The following is a 17,743-nucleotide window of genomic DNA, read 5'->3' as shown; positions in this document are numbered from 1 at the left end:
CACGATGCTACGGCTGGTCGTCACCACGGGCCCGCGCCGCCAGGCGGTCGGCGAAGCCCCGGGCGAGCTCCTGCTCCCCGGGGCCCGACCCCGCCGCCCGCCCGACCGCGAGGCCGAGCAGGTAGGCGGAGATCGGGGCGGCGGGCCGCGCGACGCCGTGGGCGACGTCCTTCGTCATGTCGAGCACGAGGGGCTGGACGACCTCGGGGTCGACCAGCTCCCCGAGCTCCTCGATGCCGAGCTCGCGGACGACCTCGTCGATCCAGTCGGAGAGGGTGCTCATGCCCCCGAGTGTCGCGCAACCCTCCGACGGTCGGTCGGCAGCGCGAGGAACGAGCGCTGACGGCCGCTCCGTCTTGGAGGATCCTCAGAAGAGGGCGCCGACGTTCTGCAGGAGCGAGTACACGCCGTACAGGAACGGGATCACGACCCAGAGCCACACGACGACGGTGAGCACGGTGCGTCCAGCGGTCATCGGGACACCTCCTGGCGGTCGGAGCCGGACCCGGACACCGCGGCGTCCTCGACGCCGCCGCGCTCGGAGTCGGGCACGAAGTACTTCGGGTCGACGGGACGGATGAGCTCGTTGGCGACGAAGCCGATGGCCAGCAGCACGATCATGATCGTGAAGGACACCGTGTACTTCGACGGGCCCGCGACGTCGCCCTGGGCCTCGACGACAGCGTTGACGATCAGCGGGCCGAGCACGCCCGCCGCCGACCATGCGGTCAGCAGGCGGCCGTGGATGGCGCCGACCTGGTAGGTGCCGAAGAGGTCCTTGAGGTATGCGGGCACCGTGGCGAAACCGGCGCCGTAGAACGACAGGATCAGCATCGAGGCGATCAGGAAGACCACCTTGTTGCCCTCGCCGAACAGCAGGATCACGAGGTAGAGCAGCGCCCCCACCCCGAGGTACATCCGGTAGATGTTCTTGCGGCCGATGACGTCGGAGGCCGACGACCAGACGAACCGGCCGAGCATGTTCGACAGCGACAGGATCGACACGAACGCGCCGGCCGCCGCGGCGATGAGCGGCGCCGGGCCGCTGTTGGCGAAGAAGTCCTGGTAGATCGGCTGGGCCTTCTCGAGGATGCCGATGCCCGCGGTGACGTTGAAGCACAGCACGACCCACAGGAACCAGAACTGCGGGAGCTTGATGGCCTGCGCGGCCGAGACGGCGGGGCCGGAGCCGGTGGCGCCGGGCGAGGCCTGCGGGGGGTTCGGGGGCTGCCAGTCGTCGGCCGGGACGCGCACGAGCAGCCAGCCGACCGACATGAAGATCGCGTAGCCGATCCCCATGACGAGGAACGTCTGCGACAGGCCCATCTGGGTCGTGCCGAAGGCGGCGAGGAGCGACTTCTCGATCGGCTGCGCGATGAGCGCGCCGCCGCCGAAGCCCATGATCGCGATGCCGGTGGCCATGCCCGGGCGGTCGGCGAACCACTTGATCAGCGTCGAGACCGGCGAGATGTAGCCGATGCCCAGACCGATGCCACCGACGAAGCCGTAGCCCACGACGACCAGCCAGAACTGGCCGATCGCGATGCCGCCCGCCGAGATCAGGAAGCCCGCGGAGAAGCACACGGTGGACACGAACATCGCCCAGCGCGGCCCCCGCCGCTCGACCATCGTGCCGCCGAACGCGGCCGAGAGACCGAGCATCACGATGGCGAGCTGGAAGGGCAGGGCCGTGGCGGTGCCCGAGAGGCCCAGCCCGGTGCCCAGTCCCGCCTTGAGCACGCTCCACGCGTAGGCCTGCCCGATCGCGAGGTGGACCGCGAGGGCGGCAGGGGGAACGAGCCAGCGACTCCATCCTGGTGGTGCGACGATGGAGGAGCGGTCGAAGAATCCGCCGGCCATGGATGTGGCTCCTTTTCAACGACACCGTCCAGTGACGGCCCGATACCCGATCGGGCGCTCAGTCACACACCGAACACACACAGCCACGAGGTGGGAGGATCCGGACATGGGACGCGTGACGGTGCGGCGCCCGGTGATGCGGATCGTGGACGGCGAGACCCGCCGCCGGCCGGACGTGCTGGCCGCCGAGGAGCCGCTGGAGATCCGGGTCGACGGGCAGTCGCTCGCGGTGACCATGCGGACCCCCGGCCACGACGTCGAGCTCGCCCACGGCTTCCTGCTCACGGAGGGCGTGATCGGAGCCCGGGACGACATCTCGATCGCCCGCTACTGCGACTCGGTGGACGACAGCGGCCGCAACACCTACAACGTCCTCGACATGGCGCTCACCCCGGGCGTGCCGCCGCCCGACGACTCGGTGGAGCGGCGCTTCTACACCACGTCCTCCTGCGGGGTGTGCGGCAAGGCGTCGCTGGACGCCGTGCGCACCCGCACCCGCTTCGCGCCCGGCGACGACACGCTGCGCCTCACCACGGAGGTCCTCGCCGGTCTCCCCGACACCCTGCGCGCCGCTCAGGCGGTGTTCGACAGCACCGGGGGGCTGCACGCCGCGGGTCTGTTCCGGGCCGACGGGACGCTGCTGGTTGCCAGGGAGGACGTCGGGCGGCACAACGCCGTCGACAAGGTCGTCGGGCACATGCTGCTCGAGGGCGGGGTGCCCGCACGCGGCACCGTCCTCATGGTCTCCGGGCGCGCGTCGTTCGAGCTGACCCAGAAGGCCGTCATGGCCGGCATCCCCGCCCTCGCCGCCGTCTCGGCCCCGTCGTCCCTGGCCGTCGAGATGGCCCGCGAGTCCGGGATGACGCTCGTGGGTTTCCTGCGCGGGACCTCGATGAACGTCTACGCCGGCACCGAGCGGATCGTCACGCCGGACGCCTCGCCGGTGACGGGCTGACGTTCCCCACCCTCCCCCGGCACCGACCCGTACCGTGGCGCTACGTCGCCGTCGTCCGAGTCCCGCCGAGCGAGCCGAGGGGAGAACGCCCGACCATGCCGAGCCGACGGCAGTTCCTCCTCGGCGCCGCGGGAGCCGCCGGGGTCGCCGGCGCCGTCGGACTGGGCGGGCTGCTCGTCAACCAGGACAGCCCGGCCCCGCCGCCCCAGCGCATCCCGGATCCGCCGCGCCGGCCCACGCCGACCGACGCCGTCGCCACCGTCGACTGGGTCTTCTCCCCCGCCCGCGGACGGAAGGTCCGGCTGGTCACCGTCCTCCCGCCGGGGGCCGACACGGTGGGCCTGCCGATCTGCGTGGGGCTCCACGGTCTGCGGGGCAACGCGCTGTGGTGGTCCGAGCCCGGCAACCGCGGCCTCCTGGGTGACGCCTGGGCGCGCGGGGTGCCGACGTTCGGGCTGGTCGGCGTCGACGGCGGCGACAACTACTGGCACCCCTACATCGACGACGACGACCCCCTGCGCATGCTGCTCGAGGAGCTCCCCGGCTGGCTGCGGCAGCGGGGACTCGCCACCCGGCCCGCCCCCGGCGACCTGCCCGGCGAGCCGGCGCTGGTCACGGGCATCTCGATGGGCGGGGCCGGCGCGTTCATCTACGCCCGCGAGCGGATACGCCTGCGCCGGCCGGTGCGTGCGGTGTCGGCGGTCAGCCCCGGTCTCTTCACCGATTGGCGCGTCGCCTCGCGGCGTCCGTTCGCGGGACGGGGCGACTGGGAGGCCCACGACCCGCTGCGCTTCTTCCCCGAGCTCGCGGGCGTGCCCACCGGCGTGTGGTGCGGCGACCGCGACCCGTTCGTCAACGCCACCCGCCGCTACATCGCGCTCGCCCGGCCCGAGGTCGGGACGGTGAGCCCGGGGCGCCACGACGGCGTCTACTACGCGAGCGTGCTGCCGGACATGACGACGTTCCTGGGCCGGCACGCCCGCGACAGGGCCGCCGGCGCGGCCGGCCGCGGCGTGGGTTAGACCGGCCGTCAGGCCGACTTGTCGCGGCGCTCCCGGCGGGAGGGCTGGCGCGGGACGATCGTGGGGTTCACGTTCTCCTTGACCGTCTGCTCGGTCACCACGACCTTGGCGACGTCGTCACGACCCGGGATGTCGTACATCACCGGGTTGAGGACCTCTTCCATGATCGCGCGGAGCCCGCGGGCACCCGTGCCGCGCAGGATCGCGAGATCGGCGATGGCCTCGAGCGCCTCGGGGGCGAACTCGAGCTCGACGCCGTCCATCTCGAAGAGCTTCTGGTACTGCTTCACCAGCGCGTTGCGCGGTTCGGTGAGGATCTGGACGAGGCTCGGCTGGTCGAGGTTCGACACCGACGCCACGATCGGCACGCGGCCGATGAACTCGGGGATGAGCCCGAACTTGATGAGGTCCTCGGGCAGCGTGTCGCCGAACGACTCCGCGGACTCCATCTCGGCCTTCGAGCGGATGTCGGCGCCGAAGCCGAGGCCGCCCTTGCCGACGCGCTCGGCGATGATCTTCTCGAGACCCGCGAACGCCCCCGCCACGATGAACAGCACGTTCGTCGTGTCGATCTGGATGAACTCCTGGTGCGGATGCTTGCGCCCGCCCTGCGGCGGCACCGAGGCCGTGGTGCCCTCGAGGATCTTCAGCAGGGCCTGCTGGACGCCCTCGCCGGAGACGTCGCGCGTGATCGACGGGTTCTCCGACTTCCGCGCGATCTTGTCGACCTCGTCGATGTAGATGATGCCGGTCTCGGCGCGCTTCACGTCGTAGTCGGCGGCCTGGATCAGCTTGAGGAGGATGTTCTCGACGTCCTCGCCGACGTAGCCGGCCTCCGTCAGCGCGGTGGCGTCGGCGATGGCGAACGGGACGTTCAGCAGCTTCGCCAGCGTCTGCGCGAGGTAGGTCTTGCCGCAGCCGGTGGGGCCCAGCATGAGGATGTTCGACTTCGCGAGTTCGACGACGTCCTCGCTGCGGGAGCCCTCGCGGTTCTTCTCGCCGGCCTGCACCCGCTTGTAGTGGTTGTAGACCGCGACGGAGAGCGTCTTCTTGGTGTCGTCCTGGCCGATCACGTACTGATCGAGGAACTCGTGGATCTCGGTCGGCTTCGGCAGCTCGTCGAGCTTGACCTCACCGGCCTCGGCGAGCTCCTCCTCGATGATCTCGTTGCAGAGGTCGATGCACTCATCGCAGATGTAGACACCGGGACCGGCGATGAGCTTCTTGACCTGCTTCTGGCTCTTCCCGCAGAAGGAGCACTTCAGCAGGTCCCCGCCGTCACCGATGCGTGCCATCGCAGCAGACCTGTTCCCTCCGGCGCACCCGGTCGGTGCGCTCCGTCGTGGTTGACCGTACCTGCCCGCCCGGTCGGACGGGGAGGTTCGAGCCCGGTGGATCGTGCTGGTCGCGGGCCCGGAATCCGGTCCGCGGCTCGCGCCGCACGACGCTCCCGCGACGGGCGGTCGGCCCGCTGCGCTCGGGTGCGTCGAGGGCCGCCGGCCCGCCCGGGGCGCCCCGCCGCCGGCGGCGGTGGGACGGGCCCGGGAGGGACGTCGGACCAGCGGACTACGAGCGGGTCGCGGAGAGCTTCCTGCTCGCGACGACGTCGTCGATGAGCCCGTACTCCTTGGCCTCGGGGGCCGTGAGGATCTTGTCGCGCTCGACGTCCGTGCGGACCTGCTCGGCGGTCTGGTTGGTGTGCCGGGCCAGCGTCTCCTCCATGAGGCGACGCATCCGGGAGATCTCGTTGGCCTGGATCTCGAGGTCGGACACCTGGCCGTAGAAGCCCTCGGTGGCCGGCTGGTGGATCATCACCCGCGCGTTCGGCACCGCGAGGCGCTTGCCCGGCGCGCCGGCGGCGAGGATGACCGCCGCCGCCGAGGCGGCCTGGCCGAGGCACACCGTCTGGATGTCGGGGCGCACGTACTGCATCGTGTCGTAGATCGCCATCAGCGCGGTGAACGAGCCACCGGGCGAGTTGATGTACATCGTGATGTCGCGGTCCGGGTCGTTCGACTCCAGGAACAGCAGCTGCGCCATCACGTCGTTCGCCGACGCGTCGTCGATCTGCACCCCGAGGAAGATGATCCTTTCCTCGAAGAGCTTGTTGTAGGGGTTCGACTCCTTGACGCCGTAGCTCGTGCGCTCGACGAAGGAGGGGAGGATGTAGCGCGCCTGCGGCGAGGCCGGAGCCGTACCGCCGGGCACGTGGAGCTCACTCATCTGCGTCTCCTTCAGGACTGACCGTTGCCGTTGGTGCTCGGCTGGTCTGCCGACCGGGTCACCACGTGGTCGATGAAGCCGTACTCGAGGGCCTCGGCCGCGGAGAACCAGCGGTCGCGGTCGGAGTCCTCGGTGATGCGCTCGAAGGTCTGTCCGGTGTGCTCGGCGATCAGCTCCGCCATCTCGCGCTTGAGCTTGCGCATCGACTCCGCGCGGATCGTGATGTCCGATTCCGTGCCGCCGAGGCCGCCGGAGGGCTGGTGCATCATGATCTGCGCGTGCGGCAGCGCGAGGCGCTTGCCGCGCTGGCCGGCCGAGAGCAGGAACTGCCCCATCGACGCGGCGAGGCCCATCGCGACCGTCGACACATCGGGCTCGATCCACTGCATGGTGTCGAAGATGGCCATCCCCGCGGACACCGACCCGCCGGGCGAGTTGATGTACAGCGTGATGTCGGACTTGGGGTCCTCGGCCGAGAGCAGCAGGAGCTGCGCCGAGATCTGGTTGGCGATCGTGTCGTTGACCTCCTGACCCAGGACGACGATGCGCTCCCGCAGGAGGCGCTCGTAGACCGAGTCGTTCAGCGTCATCGACCCGCCGGCGGAACGCATGACCGCCCCGGCGGGGTCGGAGAGGTGCTGGCTCACCTGTGTCCCTGCTTTCTCGTACTGAGGTATCGGTCTGGCGTCGGTCGGGCCCACCGACCTCGACAGTAACCATCGCGACCGGCCGGACAGTCCGTCGAAGGCCCGTGTTCGCTCCTGGCCGATGGATGGCCCGGGCAAGGGATGCGGATCAGGCCCGCGTGGTGGAGTCGGGCGCGCCGACGACCTCGGTGTCCGCGTCCGCGTCGGCCTCCACCTGCGAGGACGGCGAGGCGGGGTCGCTGGCGTCGCTGTCGGCGTCGGCCACCTGGCTCGCGTCGTCGGTCGGGCCGGCGGCCGCGTCCGCACCCTCGGCCTCCGGGGCCTCGTCGTCGCCGGCCGCGCCGGTGCCGAAGAGCTCGGAGAGGTCGACCGGGTCGCCGTCGGGGCCGGTGATCGTGGCCGCCTGGACCACCGTGGCGAGCGCCTTGCCGCGGCGGACGTCGGCGAAGACCGCCCCGAGCTGGTTGGCCTGCTGCGCCTGCTGGATGTACTCCTCGGGGCTCACCCCGAAGCGCTGGGCCTGCATCATGATGCGTTCCATGAGCTCGTTCTGCTCCACCTGGACGTTCGCCTCGTCGGCGATCTTGTCCAGGAGCAGCTGGGTCTTCACCGCCTGCTCGGCGTTGGTGCGCAGCTCGGAGTCGAACTCCTCGCGGGTCTGACCCTGGGACTCGACGTAGGAGTTGAGGCGCGCCTCGTCGTGGTCGAACTCGTGCACGGCCTCGTGGGCGCGGACGTCGACCTCGGACTGCACGACGGACTCGGGCAGCGGCACGTCGGCCTGCTCGAGGAGGGCGTCGAGCACGCGGTCGCGCGCCTGGCTGCCCTGCTCCATCTTCTTCACCCGGGCGAAGCGGGTGCGCAGGTCGTCCTTGAGCTCGTCGAGCGTGTCGAACTCGCTGGCGAGCTGGGCGAACTCGTCGTCGGCCTCGGGGAGCTGGCGCTCCTTGACCTGCGAGACGGTGACCGTGACCTCGGACTCCTTGCCGGCGTGCTCACCGGCCACGAGCGTCGTCGTGAACTGCTTCGTCTCGCCGGAGCTCATGCCCTCGAGGGCCTCGTCGAGGCCCTCGATGAGCTGGCCGGACCCGACCTCGTGGGACATGCCCGTGGTCTGGGCCTCCTCGACGGCCTCGCCGTCGACGGTGGCGGAGAGGTCGATGACGACGAAGTCGCCGCTCTTCGCGGGGCGCTCGACGCCGGTGAGCGTGCCGAAGCGCGCCTGCAGGCCCGTCAGCTGCTCGTCGACGTCCTCGTCGGTGACCTCGGCCGCGTCGACCGACACGGAGATGGACGAGTAGTCCGGCACCGTGATCTCGGGACGGATGTCGACCTCGGCCGTGAAGGCGAGCTTGTCGCCGTCCCCGATCTCGGTGACCTCGATGTCGGGCTGGCCCAGCGGCTGGACCTCGGCCTCCTCGACGGCCTCGCCGTACTTGGCGGGCACGGCCTCGTTGACGACCTCTTCGAGCACGACCCCGCGGCCGAGGCGCTGGTCGAGGATGCGGGCGGGCGCCTTCCCGGGCCGGAAGCCCGGGATGCGCACCTGCTGCGCGATCTTCTTGTAGGCCCGGTCGAAGTTGGGCTTGAGCTCGTCGAAGGGCACCTCGACGGCGAGTTTGACGCGCGTCGGCGACAGGTGCTCGACGGTGGACTTCACTGGTCGGTCTCCTCGGGGCAGGGCATCGTGCTGGTGTCCGGCCCGTACGGCAGGCGTACGGACCGGTCGGGTCCGTGGCGTGACGCGGGAGGCCGCCCTCACCGCTCACGGTCGAGGAGCACCGGAGAACCGGAGCCTGTACCTGCTTGGCGCGCCCGCCCGGGCGTGGCGGCGAGTCTAGACGTGACCCCCGACCGCGCGCCGTGGCGCCCGGTCCGCGGCGTGTGGCGGACCACGTCCACCGCCGATCTCCGCGCGGCGACCGCCGATCTCACGCCCCATCATCCGGGTCCCCGTCGCGTCCCCGACGCGCGGACCGCCCGTCTCCCGCACCCGGCGACGCGTCGCTCGTCCGGAGGGCGACACGCCGCGAGATACCACCGTTCGGACCACAAGGACCCTCCTCGACGCAGCGTCCGGCCCCCGCGGTCCGAGCTGGCACGGTGGTGGGGCCAGCCAGCCCCCGCCGGGCCCGCCACGAGGAGGAGCAGTGAGCCGGATGAAGAAGATCCGCGGCAGCATCGAGCGCGCGCTCGAGACCTTCGAGGTGCTCGCCGGCTACGGCACCAAGCGCCGCAAGCGCACCCGGCGCTGACGGTGTGAGCGGCGCGCCCGCGGGCCCTGCCCCGAGGTCGGCTGCCCCGAGGTCGGCGGACTGTTCCCGGTGCCTGGCGCTGTGCTGCGTCGGGCCCGGGTTCGCCGCCTCGGCCGACTTCGCGATCGACAAGCCGGCGGGCACCCCGTGCCCGCACCTGCGCGCCGATCACGCCTGCGGCATCCACGCCCAGCTGCACGAACGCGGCTTCCCGGGCTGCGTGACGTTCGACTGCTTCGGCGCCGGGCAGCAGGTCGTCGAGGTGACGTTCGGCGGCGCCTCCCGGCGCGAGCCCGCGATGTTCGCTGCGCTCGAGGTGCTGCGCCCGCTGCACGAGGTGCTCGCCCTGCTCGACGAGGCCGTGGCCTCCCCCGCGCACGGCCGCGCGGCCGCCGACCTGCGCGCCCGCGTCGAGGAGATGGTCACCCGGGACGCCGAGGCGCTCGGAACCGTCGACGTGGGCGCCGTCCGGCGCGAGGCGGGGGCGGTGTTCGACGGCATGGTGGCCGAGGCCCACGCGGGACACCCCAGTGGGGATCTCCGGGGTCGCGACCTGCGCGGCGCCGACCTCGTCGGCCAGGACCTGCGCCGGCGCGACCTGCGCGCCGCCCGGCTGCGCGGCGCGCTGCTCCTGGGCGCCGACCTGCGCGGCGTCGACCTCGACCGCGCCGAGATGCTCGGTGCCGACCTGCGCGGGGCCGACGTGCGGGGCGCGCGGCTCGCCGGCGCGCTCCTCGTGACCGGCCCCCAGCTCGTCGCGGCCCGGGGCGACGCCGCGACGACCGTCCCGGCGCACCTGCGACGTCCGCCGCACTGGATACCGTCCGCGCCGTGACGCTCCGGTCGATCGGGCTCTTCCTGCTCGCGGCGGTCCTCGAGATCGGCGGGGCCTGGCTCGTCTGGCAGGCCCTGCGCGAGGGGCGCGCGTGGTGGTTCGCGGCGGTCGGTGTCCTCGCCCTCGGGCTCTACGGCTTCGTCGCCGCCTTCCAGCCCGACGCCGCGTTCGGCCGGGTGCTCGCCGCGTACGGCGGCGTCTTCGTCGCCGGGTCGCTGGCCTGGGGCGTCGCGCTCGACGGCTACCGGCCCGACCGGTACGACGTCCTCGGCGCCCTGATCTGCCTCGCCGGGGTCGGCGTGATCATGTACGCGCCTCGCTGAGACGACGGTCGAGCTCCTCGAGGTCGTCGACGAACCACAGCTCGCGGCCCTCGTTCGCCTCGCGCACCCAGTCGGCGACGGGACCCGACGGCACGCCGTGGTGGTCCAGGGCACCCACCACGACGAGGCGCACGCGGTAGTTCACGAACTTCTGCACCACCGCGCCGGCGACCCCGCTCGCCAGGCGCGTGAACCCTGGGTCGAGCCGCGCGATCGGCACGGCGACGAGCTCGGCCTCCTCACCGAAGGCGTCCCCGATGACGTCGAGGGCGCTCTGCTCGTCGCCGATGACCGGGCCGGTCCCGGCGAGGACGAGGACCCGCACGCCGTGGCGCACGGACGTCGTGTTCGGGGTCATGCCCCGACCCCACCAGGACCGGGCCAGCCGGGCGAGCGCATTACATCGTCGGGGCGTCCGGGTCGGAGCCGTCGCCCACGAAGTGGATGTCGAACGGCTTGTTCGTGATTAACAGGAACGTGACGTCCTGGTCCTGCGTCGCCCCGTGCTGCATCACCCCGCCCTCGGGGAACCAGACGAAGCTGCCCGCCGGGTAGTCGCCCTGGTGGGTGTTGAGCACGCCCTCGAGGACGTACACGCCGTGCGCGCACGAGTGGCTGTGCCAGGGGTTGGTGAAGCCGGCCCGGTAGACCATCTTCAGCACCATCATCCCGGTGTCCGGGTCGTCCACGAGCGGGACGTGCTCGAGGTTCGCCCCGATGAACTCCACCGGGAAGCCCTGCCAGGGGGCGGACGTGGTGTCGACGACGGTCAGCTCGACGGGCGTGCTCGGGGTGCTCACGGCGGCCTCCTGGCGGGGTGCGGGGGTCCGCCCGCCTCGCCGCGAGCAGGGTGCTCACGGTGGTGGCTCCGGCTCGGGTCCACAAGGTCCGGTCGGCGCAGCATGAACTCGGTATCAGCGGCGACCCGGACGTCCAGGTGCGAGCGGGTCGGCTGACGGGGAGGTCCGTCGAACCACCGCCGTCGAACGATCTGTCGCGCGCATGATCGCTCCGGGTGCTCCGGCGAGACCGTGACATCGGGTCCGTGGAGCACCGGGAGCGATCATGAAGGAGGGGCGCCCGTACGGGGCCACGACGGCGTTCCGGGGAGCTCGTCGGGCCGGCTCAGAAGGGGCGGCACCCGGCTCCGGGCGGCTCGCCACACGGTCGGGGTGGCGGGATTCGAACCCACGGCCCCTCGCTCCCTAGGCCGTCGTGAGGCGCCGTCGCGGGGACGTCTCGTCGGCCCGGTTCGGTGTGCGCTGCGGAGGTCCGCCGGTGGTGCACGGTCGCACGACACGATGTCGCGAACTACCGTCGCGGGACCGGAAGCGGAGTCGCTCGGCGAGGTCCGTGGCCTACAGGTCGTCGATGCGCTGATAATTGTCCTCGTACTCGTCGAAGACGATGTGCGCCGGGGCGCCTTCCGCTTCGGCGCGCACGACGAGGTCCTTCTCGAGTGTCGGGGTCCGGTACGCCCATCCCTCCGGCAACGACAGGCGTTCTCCGAGTGTCGCCAGGCTGTCGACCGTGTTGTTGGGGTCGACGTGCTGAGAGGCGCTCTGCATGATGTAGACGCTCCCGGTGGGGGAGACCAGCTGGTATACCTGCTGGCCGGCATCGAAGAACCACTCCGTAGTCCGCCCTATGGTCATTTCGGTGTAGGCCGGTCGCTCGCTGGCGAGGAACAGGTCCAGGTCAGGAAGATGCATGGTGGCGACCGTGCGCATGGGAATGGGGCCGACCATGCTGATCTTCTCGTTCTCGAAGACCGTCGCCGTCATCCGGTCCATCAAGGCACGACGCGGGCCGTTCATCCAGATCACGTCTCCGCCGAAGTCCTTCTTCAGTTCCTCCGGGTCAAGAGCTCGGAAGCGGGCGTCGAACTCCTCGCCCGAGAGGTCGTCGGTCAACCCGAGGGTGTTGTAGATCATTCCGGACGCCCCGGGTCCGTCCGTGTCCCTGGTGAACACAACGATCTCGCCGTGGTGCATTCCGTGGAGGTTCTCGGCTGCGACGAGGACTGCTCCCCCGATGGTGGTCATGTGAACTCCTTCTGTGTCGGCCGTGTCGCGGTCGGCGACGGTCCGGTCGTCTGGATGGTCCCGATCTCAGTGCCAGGGATCGACGTTGGTCACGTCCTCGGTGCAGCCCTGATACATGTTCTCCAGGTCGTCGGCGACGATATGTGCCAGCCCGTTCGTGTCCAGGATCAGGTCGCGATCGAGCGTCTTCGCCTTGAATTGCCACCCGTCCGCGAGCTGCAACCTGTGCCCGAGCTCAGGGAGATCGGCCTCGGCCAGGTCGGATGCCTTGTGGTTCGTATACGTCTGCATGACGAACGTGACGCCCTCGGGTGACCGCAACAAGAAGACGGGGCGCCCGCTCAGGAATTCGTACCTACTGACACGACTGATCTGACTGGGTCGATAGGCGATAGCGGTCTGGCCACGGTCCGGTGTGAAATCGGCGGGCATCTGCATCTCGGCCACGAAGTTGAACATGAGGCCCTGGAAGTCGCGAGGTTCCCCCACCAGGGCGATGGTCAGGCGATCCATCATCCAGAACCGGCGGGGGTTCTTCCAGACCACATCCGACTCGGTCTCCTGAGCAAGCACGTCCACATCGATGGCGTTGAACTTCTCGGGTGGGCACTGGTTGAGTCCTGTGGTGTTGAACACCAGAGCATCGAGACGTCCGGGTTGGCCCTTCATCAGGAAGTTTTCGCCTTGCGCGTAGCCGCGAGCGTTATCGACGTAAGCGGTCTTCTCGGTCATGCTCGATGCCTCCGGTGTCTCATGCGGTCGTCGATAGCGTCTGCGGGTGCTGTGTAGATGTGCTCCGCGCGCGGATCGCTGTCCACCCGCGACGGGATGTGGGCCGATGCCCTTGCACGAAGGCAGTCAGCGAGGGTGCCCCGCGAAGCGTCTCCGCAGGTCGAAGCGGAGTAGGAGGGCGTCACCGTGGTGTTGTCAGGTCGACGGAAGGGCCGGCTCTGAGGTTGTGGACTCCTGGCCGTTGCCGAGATGCTTCTTGGCACGCTCCTTATTGCCTTGGGCGGACTCGGTTCGGACCCGAGCAACGCCTGGTCGCTTCGTCATGGAGTTCGCTCTCATGTCATCAACTCCTCCGATCGACGTGCACAGAAAGGCGTCGCGGTACGCCGCGGCCAAGGACGTATGCACCCGTCGCACGTTGCATTCGGTGATCAGGCGATCCGGATGATTCCCGGACAGTCCCATCTGGTCTCAACCGCTGCCCTCCTGGTCACAGACCCAGACGTGGGCGTGTCTGCCGCACGAGCCAGTTCTCCACCACAAGCTGGCTGCGCACGCAACAGGCCGGCCACAGCACAAAGTCCCCCCTCGTGCCGACATAGGTCCTGACCCCGCCTCGTGTGCCGGGTCCTTCGATCGAAGATCGCTTCGATCGTGCAACCGTTGATCGCGCCGTTGGGCGCCACTCGGCCATCCCCGCCAGCTCTTGGCGTGCCCGGTGACAACTCGGAACCCCGATCCCGCTACCGGGCCACGTCGTCCCGAGCGCTCATGCGGTCCGAGCGACCACCGGGCGGGATCGGCGCGTAGCGGGTTCGACCTCGATCCCGTAGGCCCGACACCGACGGTGCGGGTCAGTGATCTTGATCGGGGCTGGTACGGCGGGCTTCGAGGTCAGAAGGGCAAGCGCCTCCGGCGTTGCTTCGCAACGCTATCGAGGGACGGCTGGGACCCGATAAGTCGGCTCAATGTCACGGCACAACGCACTTGTCCCGGCCCCGCGACACCCCACTCTCCGGGTGGATCGTACCCGTTGACCTCGGCCACGTCCCGCGCCGACGGTCCTGGCGAAGGCCTGCTTCGAACTATGAGATACGGCCGGGGAGAACTGTGACAGCCTATCTTGCCTAGCTGATTCTGCGGTGCTTACGTTGGCACGCTCCGACGTTTCAACCTGCCGATTCGAAAGCTTGAGGCTCGCCGCCGTCAGATCGATGGACTTGCGCGAAAGTCTCAACTGCCCGAAGGTAAGCAACGCCACAACGAAGGCCGCGAACGCCGACGCAAGTGGTCCCGCAAGTGGCGACTACTTGCGGAGTGGCCGCCACGTACGAGAAGAACGCGTCTCACGGGCGCGAGACCTCCTGGGCCGGCTCCTCGCTCGAAAGAACCTGCAGGTGGCTCAAGGAGTCGTTCGTTCGCTCGTCGAAACGCGAGCCCTAGTAGCCCGCTGCGCTGCGCTGAGCACCGCGTCGAAGGAAGCTGGGTGATGGCCGCCGTCCGCTACACCGAGAATGACGGCGAGCCGCCCGATCAAGACGTCGCGCGGGTCGTCGGCGTCCGATATGGCGCGCGGACGTGTGCGGGCAGTGGTCCAGGTAATCGGGTGGCCTTCGCCGGTGAGCTCTTCGACGGCGAGCTGGGCGGCGCGGTGCATGGTCACGGGTCGCGCCGACTTCTCGGTGCCCCGGATCATCTGGCCGTCCTGCTCGAGACGGGCGCGGACACGCTCCACGAGCGCCTGGTCCGCCTCGGCGCCCTCCCCCGCGGTCACGCGGCGACGTCCCAGGACCGGAGGAGCTGGGCGGCCTGATCCGGCTTTGGGGCGGGCGGTGTAGGCGGTGGCCGGAGTGGCTCGGTCGATCACCACGTGCGCGTCATCCACGCCGCCACCGGCGAACTCCTCCGCGAGCTGGCCCACAAACGCAGTAAGCCCCGAACCCTTGAGGGTTCAGGGCTATGCGGATGTCTTGAGACACCACACGGTCGGGGTGGCGGGATTCGAACCCACGGCCCCTCGCTCCCAAAGCGAGTGCGCTACCAAGCTGCGCTACACCCCGTGCGACGGAGTCTAGGGGCGCGGCGCGGGCCGCGGAGGCGACGGTGCCTCCCGGCCGCGTGCCGTGCGCGTCGCCGCGGCGACGCACCCGGTACCGGACGTCGCGACGGCTAGTCCAGACCGCGGACGATGTGCTCGTCGTCGATGCTGTCGGTGTCCCTGATCTCCGTGTTCATCTCCGGCTCCTCTCCCGATTGCGTGCCGGTCTCCTCATGGTGACGAGGAGTAGAGCCCTACCGGGCGGTATCGGTAAGAGGTCACGTTCTACTGATCGGTCAAGTCGATCGGTCAAGACCTGACCGTGGGACACCGGGCAACCTCCGGGCCTCCGGCCGCCACAGATCGCCGTCCTGGTGACGAACCGGCGCCGATCTGCGAGGTCCCGTCACCGACGTCGTGATCATGGAGGCCGCCCGCAGCACTCCCCACCGATCGGGGTGGGGGCAGGGCGTCCGCTACGGTGGGCCTCGGGCCGATCGGCCCGCCGCGGGCGTAGCTCAATGGTAGAGCCCCAGTCTTCCAAACTGGCTACGCGGGTTCGATTCCCGTCGCCCGCTCCACACCCCTCACGGGCCGGCGCACGTGGGTTCCTCTGCTCCATTCGAGCGTGCTGGTTGAGGCTCACCCTCCATGCGTGTCACCCTTCGTGATTGGCGACTGAGTCCCTCTCACTCCCGCGCAGTGAGCGGCGATGACGTGGAGCCCGGAGGTCCGACCATGACGCTCTACCTGACCCGGTTCAGCTACACACCGGAGACCTGGGCGAGGTTGTCACAGCATCCGGAGGATCGACGCGAGGCTGCTCGCACGTACATCGAGGCGGCGGGCGGGAAGCTCCACGGCTTCTGGTACGCCCTCGGCGAGTACGACGGCTACAACCTCTGGGAGGCGCCGGACAACGTGTCGATGGCCGCGGTCGCCCTGGCGATCTCGGGCGGCGGGGCGCTCAGCAAGTACGAGACGACCGTCTTGCTCACGGTCGAGGAGACGATGCAGGCGATGGAGCGCGCCCGGGAGATTCGGTACCGCCCCCCGGGGACGTGACGGGAGCGAGGAGCGAGCCGCGCGACCATGACCTGATGGTCGGCTCTCGCACGGCGACCGTCACCGCCCAAGAGAACGATCATGACCCCCCGGTGAGCGCGGGTGTTCCTTCGGCGATGGTCGACAGCGCCGTGTCGAGGGTGAGCGCGGTCGTGAGGACTCCGACCAGCAGGGCCGGGAGTCCGGGGCCCAACATGGAAGGCGGAGCAGACGGCGGCAGCCGTGCCGCTGGCTCGCTGTGGTGGAGCCATCGTGGCGACGAGGGTGGTCCCCCCGCTGTAGAGCAGGCCGTTGGCCAGGCCGGCGATGACACAGGCCACCAGGACCGCGACGAGGGAGCCCACGCCGGGCGCGAGGACCCCCGTCGTCGGTCGAAGGCCCGGGCTCGCGCACGCTGCCGAGCCCGCCGAACCCGACGCCGAGCAGCACCAGGTTCACGCTGACGGGCAGGATTCTGGTGTCGGCGACGGTGTTCCTCCTCGGCACGGGCCTGGGCCCCGTACACCGGCACGGCGCTGGTCGCCCACGGCTTCGGCATCTTCACTGCGCCTGAGCGGAACGGATCGTGGCCGTGACCCGCGCGGGCGGCGCCGCGCAACCCGTCATCGGCCACGCGTTGACGTCGATCACGAGGGCCGCGGGGGCGATCTCCAGCTGAACTCGCGGCTCCGGCGGGCGCGACACAGACTGTCCCCGTGGCGCGCAGCCGGGTTGGCAGGAGGACGCGGCAGCTCCTCGTGTTCCTCCACGTCGCCATCAGCCTGGGGTGGATGGGCGCCGGAGCGGCGAACGTCGTGCTGGCCATGACGGCCGGCTACACGGCGAGCGCGGACGTACGGCGGGTCTGCTACCAGATGATCGAGCAGATCGACGCCGTGCTGGTGATCCCCGGAGCCGTCGGAGCGCTCGTCAGCGGTCTGGTCCTCTCGGCGGTCACGCCGTGGGGGTTCACGCGGTACTGGTGGGTGCTGCTCAAGCTGGTGCTCACCGTGGCGGTGATCGTCTACAGCACCCTCGGCGTCGGCGTGTGGGTGGAGGAGAGCATCCAGGCCACGGCGGGCGCCGACGTCGAGAGCCCGGTGGCCGGCCCGCTCGCGTACGGCGCGTTGCTGAACATCGTCGCCTTCCTGCTGATGACCTGGGTGTCGGTGGCCAAGCCATGGGGCACCACGCCCTGGGCCGCGGACCGGGGACGGGCCGGGCGCCGCGGGGCGAGGGTGGCCACCGCGAACGCGTGAGGTCGCGCGCCCTGCGCGACCATGGCCCCGTGATCGGTCTCGGAGCGGTCGTCCTCGGCACGCCGGACCCGGTGGGGCTCGCCGCGTTCTACCGCGAGCTCCTCGGCTGGACCACCGTCGAGGGCGGCGACCCCAGGTTTCTCCGCCTCCGGGCGCCCGAGCAGGAGCGCCCGGGGCTGAGCTTCCAGCTCGAGCCCGACCACGTCGCGCCCACCTGGCCGCCGCAGGCGGGCACGCAGCAGATGCAGGCGCACCTGGACCTGCTCGTCGACGACCTCGAGCACGAGGGCGCGCGCGCCGAGTCGCTGGGCGCCACCCGCGAGGAGCACCAACCGGCGGACGGGGTGGTCGTCATGCGGGACCCCCACGGGCACCCGTTCTGCCTCTTCCGGCCCGGTCACTGACCGGGACGCGGCGGGGCACACCTCCACGAACGGGCGCAGGCCACCTGGTCGAGCGGCCAGGCAGCTTCCCCGGTCCCGTACCCTCGGTGATCGGGCGACGG

At 70.4% G+C, this 17,743-nt stretch carries 19 protein-coding genes and 2 tRNA genes; 8 read left to right on the top strand and 13 right to left on the bottom strand.

Features of this window, described 5'->3' with window-relative positions; genetic code table 11:
- Positions 1-7: 7 nt before the first annotated feature.
- The 3 genes from PH189_RS04965 to PH189_RS04960 all read right to left on the bottom strand — a co-directional run bounded on the left by PH189_RS04965 (position 8) and on the right by PH189_RS04960 (position 1,860).
- Positions 8-283: a DUF6457 domain-containing protein gene (locus PH189_RS04965; protein WP_274187651.1), complete on the bottom strand. Its 276-nt coding sequence runs from the start codon at positions 281-283 to the stop codon at positions 8-10.
- Between the two features lie 84 nt (positions 284-367).
- On the bottom strand, positions 368-475 hold the full coding sequence (locus PH189_RS30430) for an MFS transporter small subunit (RefSeq protein WP_417281529.1): 108 nt from the start codon (positions 473-475) through the stop codon (positions 368-370).
- Positions 472-1,860 (bottom strand): OFA family MFS transporter, encoded by a 1,389-nt coding sequence (locus PH189_RS04960; RefSeq protein ID WP_274187650.1) that lies wholly within the window; start codon positions 1,858-1,860, stop codon positions 472-474. Before PH189_RS04960 ends, PH189_RS30430 begins: the two co-directional genes overlap by 4 nt.
- A 106-nt stretch (positions 1,861-1,966) precedes the next feature.
- Between PH189_RS04960 and fdhD the strand changes: the two genes are divergently transcribed.
- A complete protein-coding gene (gene fdhD / locus PH189_RS04955; RefSeq protein ID WP_274187649.1) occupies positions 1,967-2,815 on the top strand; it encodes a formate dehydrogenase accessory sulfurtransferase FdhD in 849 nt (282 codons plus the stop codon).
- A 95-nt stretch (positions 2,816-2,910) separates the two neighbouring features.
- The gene (locus PH189_RS04950) at positions 2,911-3,837 is read left to right on the top strand and encodes an alpha/beta hydrolase (RefSeq protein ID WP_274187648.1); all 927 of its coding nucleotides are present in this window, start codon (positions 2,911-2,913) and stop codon (positions 3,835-3,837) included.
- Between the two features lie 8 nt (positions 3,838-3,845).
- Here PH189_RS04950 and clpX read toward each other — a convergent pair whose 3' ends face one another.
- The 4 genes from clpX to tig form a co-directional block, all read right to left on the bottom strand.
- The gene (clpX, locus tag PH189_RS04945) at positions 3,846-5,132 is read right to left on the bottom strand and encodes an ATP-dependent Clp protease ATP-binding subunit ClpX (RefSeq protein WP_274187647.1); all 1,287 of its coding nucleotides are present in this window, start codon (positions 5,130-5,132) and stop codon (positions 3,846-3,848) included.
- A 271-nt stretch (positions 5,133-5,403) separates the two neighbouring features.
- The gene (locus PH189_RS04940; RefSeq protein ID WP_274187646.1) at positions 5,404-6,060 is read right to left on the bottom strand and encodes an ATP-dependent Clp protease proteolytic subunit; all 657 of its coding nucleotides are present in this window, start codon (positions 6,058-6,060) and stop codon (positions 5,404-5,406) included.
- Positions 6,061-6,071: 11 nt separating this feature from the next.
- Positions 6,072-6,671: an ATP-dependent Clp protease proteolytic subunit gene (locus PH189_RS04935; protein ID WP_274188001.1), complete on the bottom strand. Its 600-nt coding sequence runs from the start codon at positions 6,669-6,671 to the stop codon at positions 6,072-6,074.
- Between the two features lie 184 nt (positions 6,672-6,855).
- Positions 6,856-8,367, bottom strand: a complete 1,512-nt coding sequence (tig, locus tag PH189_RS04930) for a trigger factor (protein ID WP_274187645.1) — start codon at positions 8,365-8,367, stop codon at positions 6,856-6,858.
- 599 nt (positions 8,368-8,966) lie between these two features.
- Between tig and PH189_RS04925 the strand changes: the two genes are divergently transcribed.
- Together PH189_RS04925 and PH189_RS04920 are read left to right on the top strand one after the other, a co-directional pair.
- Positions 8,967-9,797 (top strand): pentapeptide repeat-containing protein, encoded by an 831-nt coding sequence (locus PH189_RS04925; protein WP_274187644.1) that lies wholly within the window; start codon positions 8,967-8,969, stop codon positions 9,795-9,797.
- Positions 9,794-10,120, top strand: a complete 327-nt coding sequence (locus tag PH189_RS04920) for a YnfA family protein (RefSeq protein WP_274187643.1) — start codon at positions 9,794-9,796, stop codon at positions 10,118-10,120. The genes PH189_RS04925 and PH189_RS04920 overlap by 4 nt, the downstream gene beginning before the upstream one ends.
- Here the strand turns inward: PH189_RS04920 and PH189_RS04915 are convergent.
- From PH189_RS04915 to PH189_RS04890, 6 genes are all read right to left on the bottom strand, one after another.
- Entirely contained in the window at positions 10,101-10,478 is a 378-nt protein-coding gene (locus PH189_RS04915) for a DUF4180 domain-containing protein (protein WP_274187642.1), read from the bottom strand. The genes PH189_RS04920 and PH189_RS04915 overlap by 20 nt on opposite strands.
- 40 nt (positions 10,479-10,518) lie before the next feature.
- Positions 10,519-10,920 carry a cupin domain-containing protein gene (locus PH189_RS04910; RefSeq protein ID WP_274187641.1) on the bottom strand — a complete coding sequence of 134 codons (402 nt, stop codon included), beginning with the start codon at positions 10,918-10,920 and terminating at the stop codon, positions 10,519-10,521.
- A 558-nt stretch (positions 10,921-11,478) separates the two neighbouring features.
- Positions 11,479-12,165: a hypothetical protein gene (locus PH189_RS04905; RefSeq protein WP_274187640.1), complete on the bottom strand. Its 687-nt coding sequence runs from the start codon at positions 12,163-12,165 to the stop codon at positions 11,479-11,481.
- 66 nt (positions 12,166-12,231) lie between these two features.
- The gene (locus PH189_RS04900) at positions 12,232-12,897 is read right to left on the bottom strand and encodes a hypothetical protein (RefSeq protein WP_274187639.1); all 666 of its coding nucleotides are present in this window, start codon (positions 12,895-12,897) and stop codon (positions 12,232-12,234) included.
- Positions 12,898-14,299: 1,402 nt separating this feature from the next.
- Complete coding sequence (locus PH189_RS04895) at positions 14,300-14,818, bottom strand: hypothetical protein (RefSeq protein WP_274187638.1); 519 nt, start codon at positions 14,816-14,818, stop codon at positions 14,300-14,302.
- A 65-nt stretch (positions 14,819-14,883) separates the two neighbouring features.
- A tRNA-Pro gene (locus PH189_RS04890) sits at positions 14,884-14,957 on the bottom strand.
- A gap of 485 nt (positions 14,958-15,442) precedes the next feature.
- On the opposite strand from PH189_RS04890, the gene PH189_RS04885 reads away from it, so the two are divergent.
- The 4 genes from PH189_RS04885 (at position 15,443) to PH189_RS04870 (ending at position 17,642) form a co-directional block, all read left to right on the top strand.
- Positions 15,443-15,516, top strand: a tRNA-Gly gene (locus tag PH189_RS04885).
- 157 nt (positions 15,517-15,673) lie between these two features.
- Positions 15,674-16,000, top strand: a complete 327-nt coding sequence (locus PH189_RS04880) for a GYD domain-containing protein (RefSeq protein ID WP_274187637.1) — start codon at positions 15,674-15,676, stop codon at positions 15,998-16,000.
- A gap of 770 nt (positions 16,001-16,770) precedes the next feature.
- Positions 16,771-17,238, top strand: coding sequence for a hypothetical protein (locus PH189_RS04875; RefSeq protein WP_274187636.1), 468 nt, complete (start codon positions 16,771-16,773; stop codon positions 17,236-17,238).
- 29 nt (positions 17,239-17,267) lie between these two features.
- On the top strand, positions 17,268-17,642 hold the full coding sequence (locus PH189_RS04870; protein ID WP_337994130.1) for a VOC family protein: 375 nt from the start codon (positions 17,268-17,270) through the stop codon (positions 17,640-17,642).
- The last annotated feature ends 101 nt before the right edge of the window (positions 17,643-17,743 follow it).

Source organism: Actinomycetospora chibensis (genome assembly GCF_028737215.1).
GTDB classification, from domain to species: domain Bacteria; phylum Actinomycetota; class Actinomycetes; order Mycobacteriales; family Pseudonocardiaceae; genus Actinomycetospora; species Actinomycetospora chibensis.
Note: the sequence above shows the minus strand (reverse complement) of the source record. Positions and strands in the feature narration are given on the sequence as shown.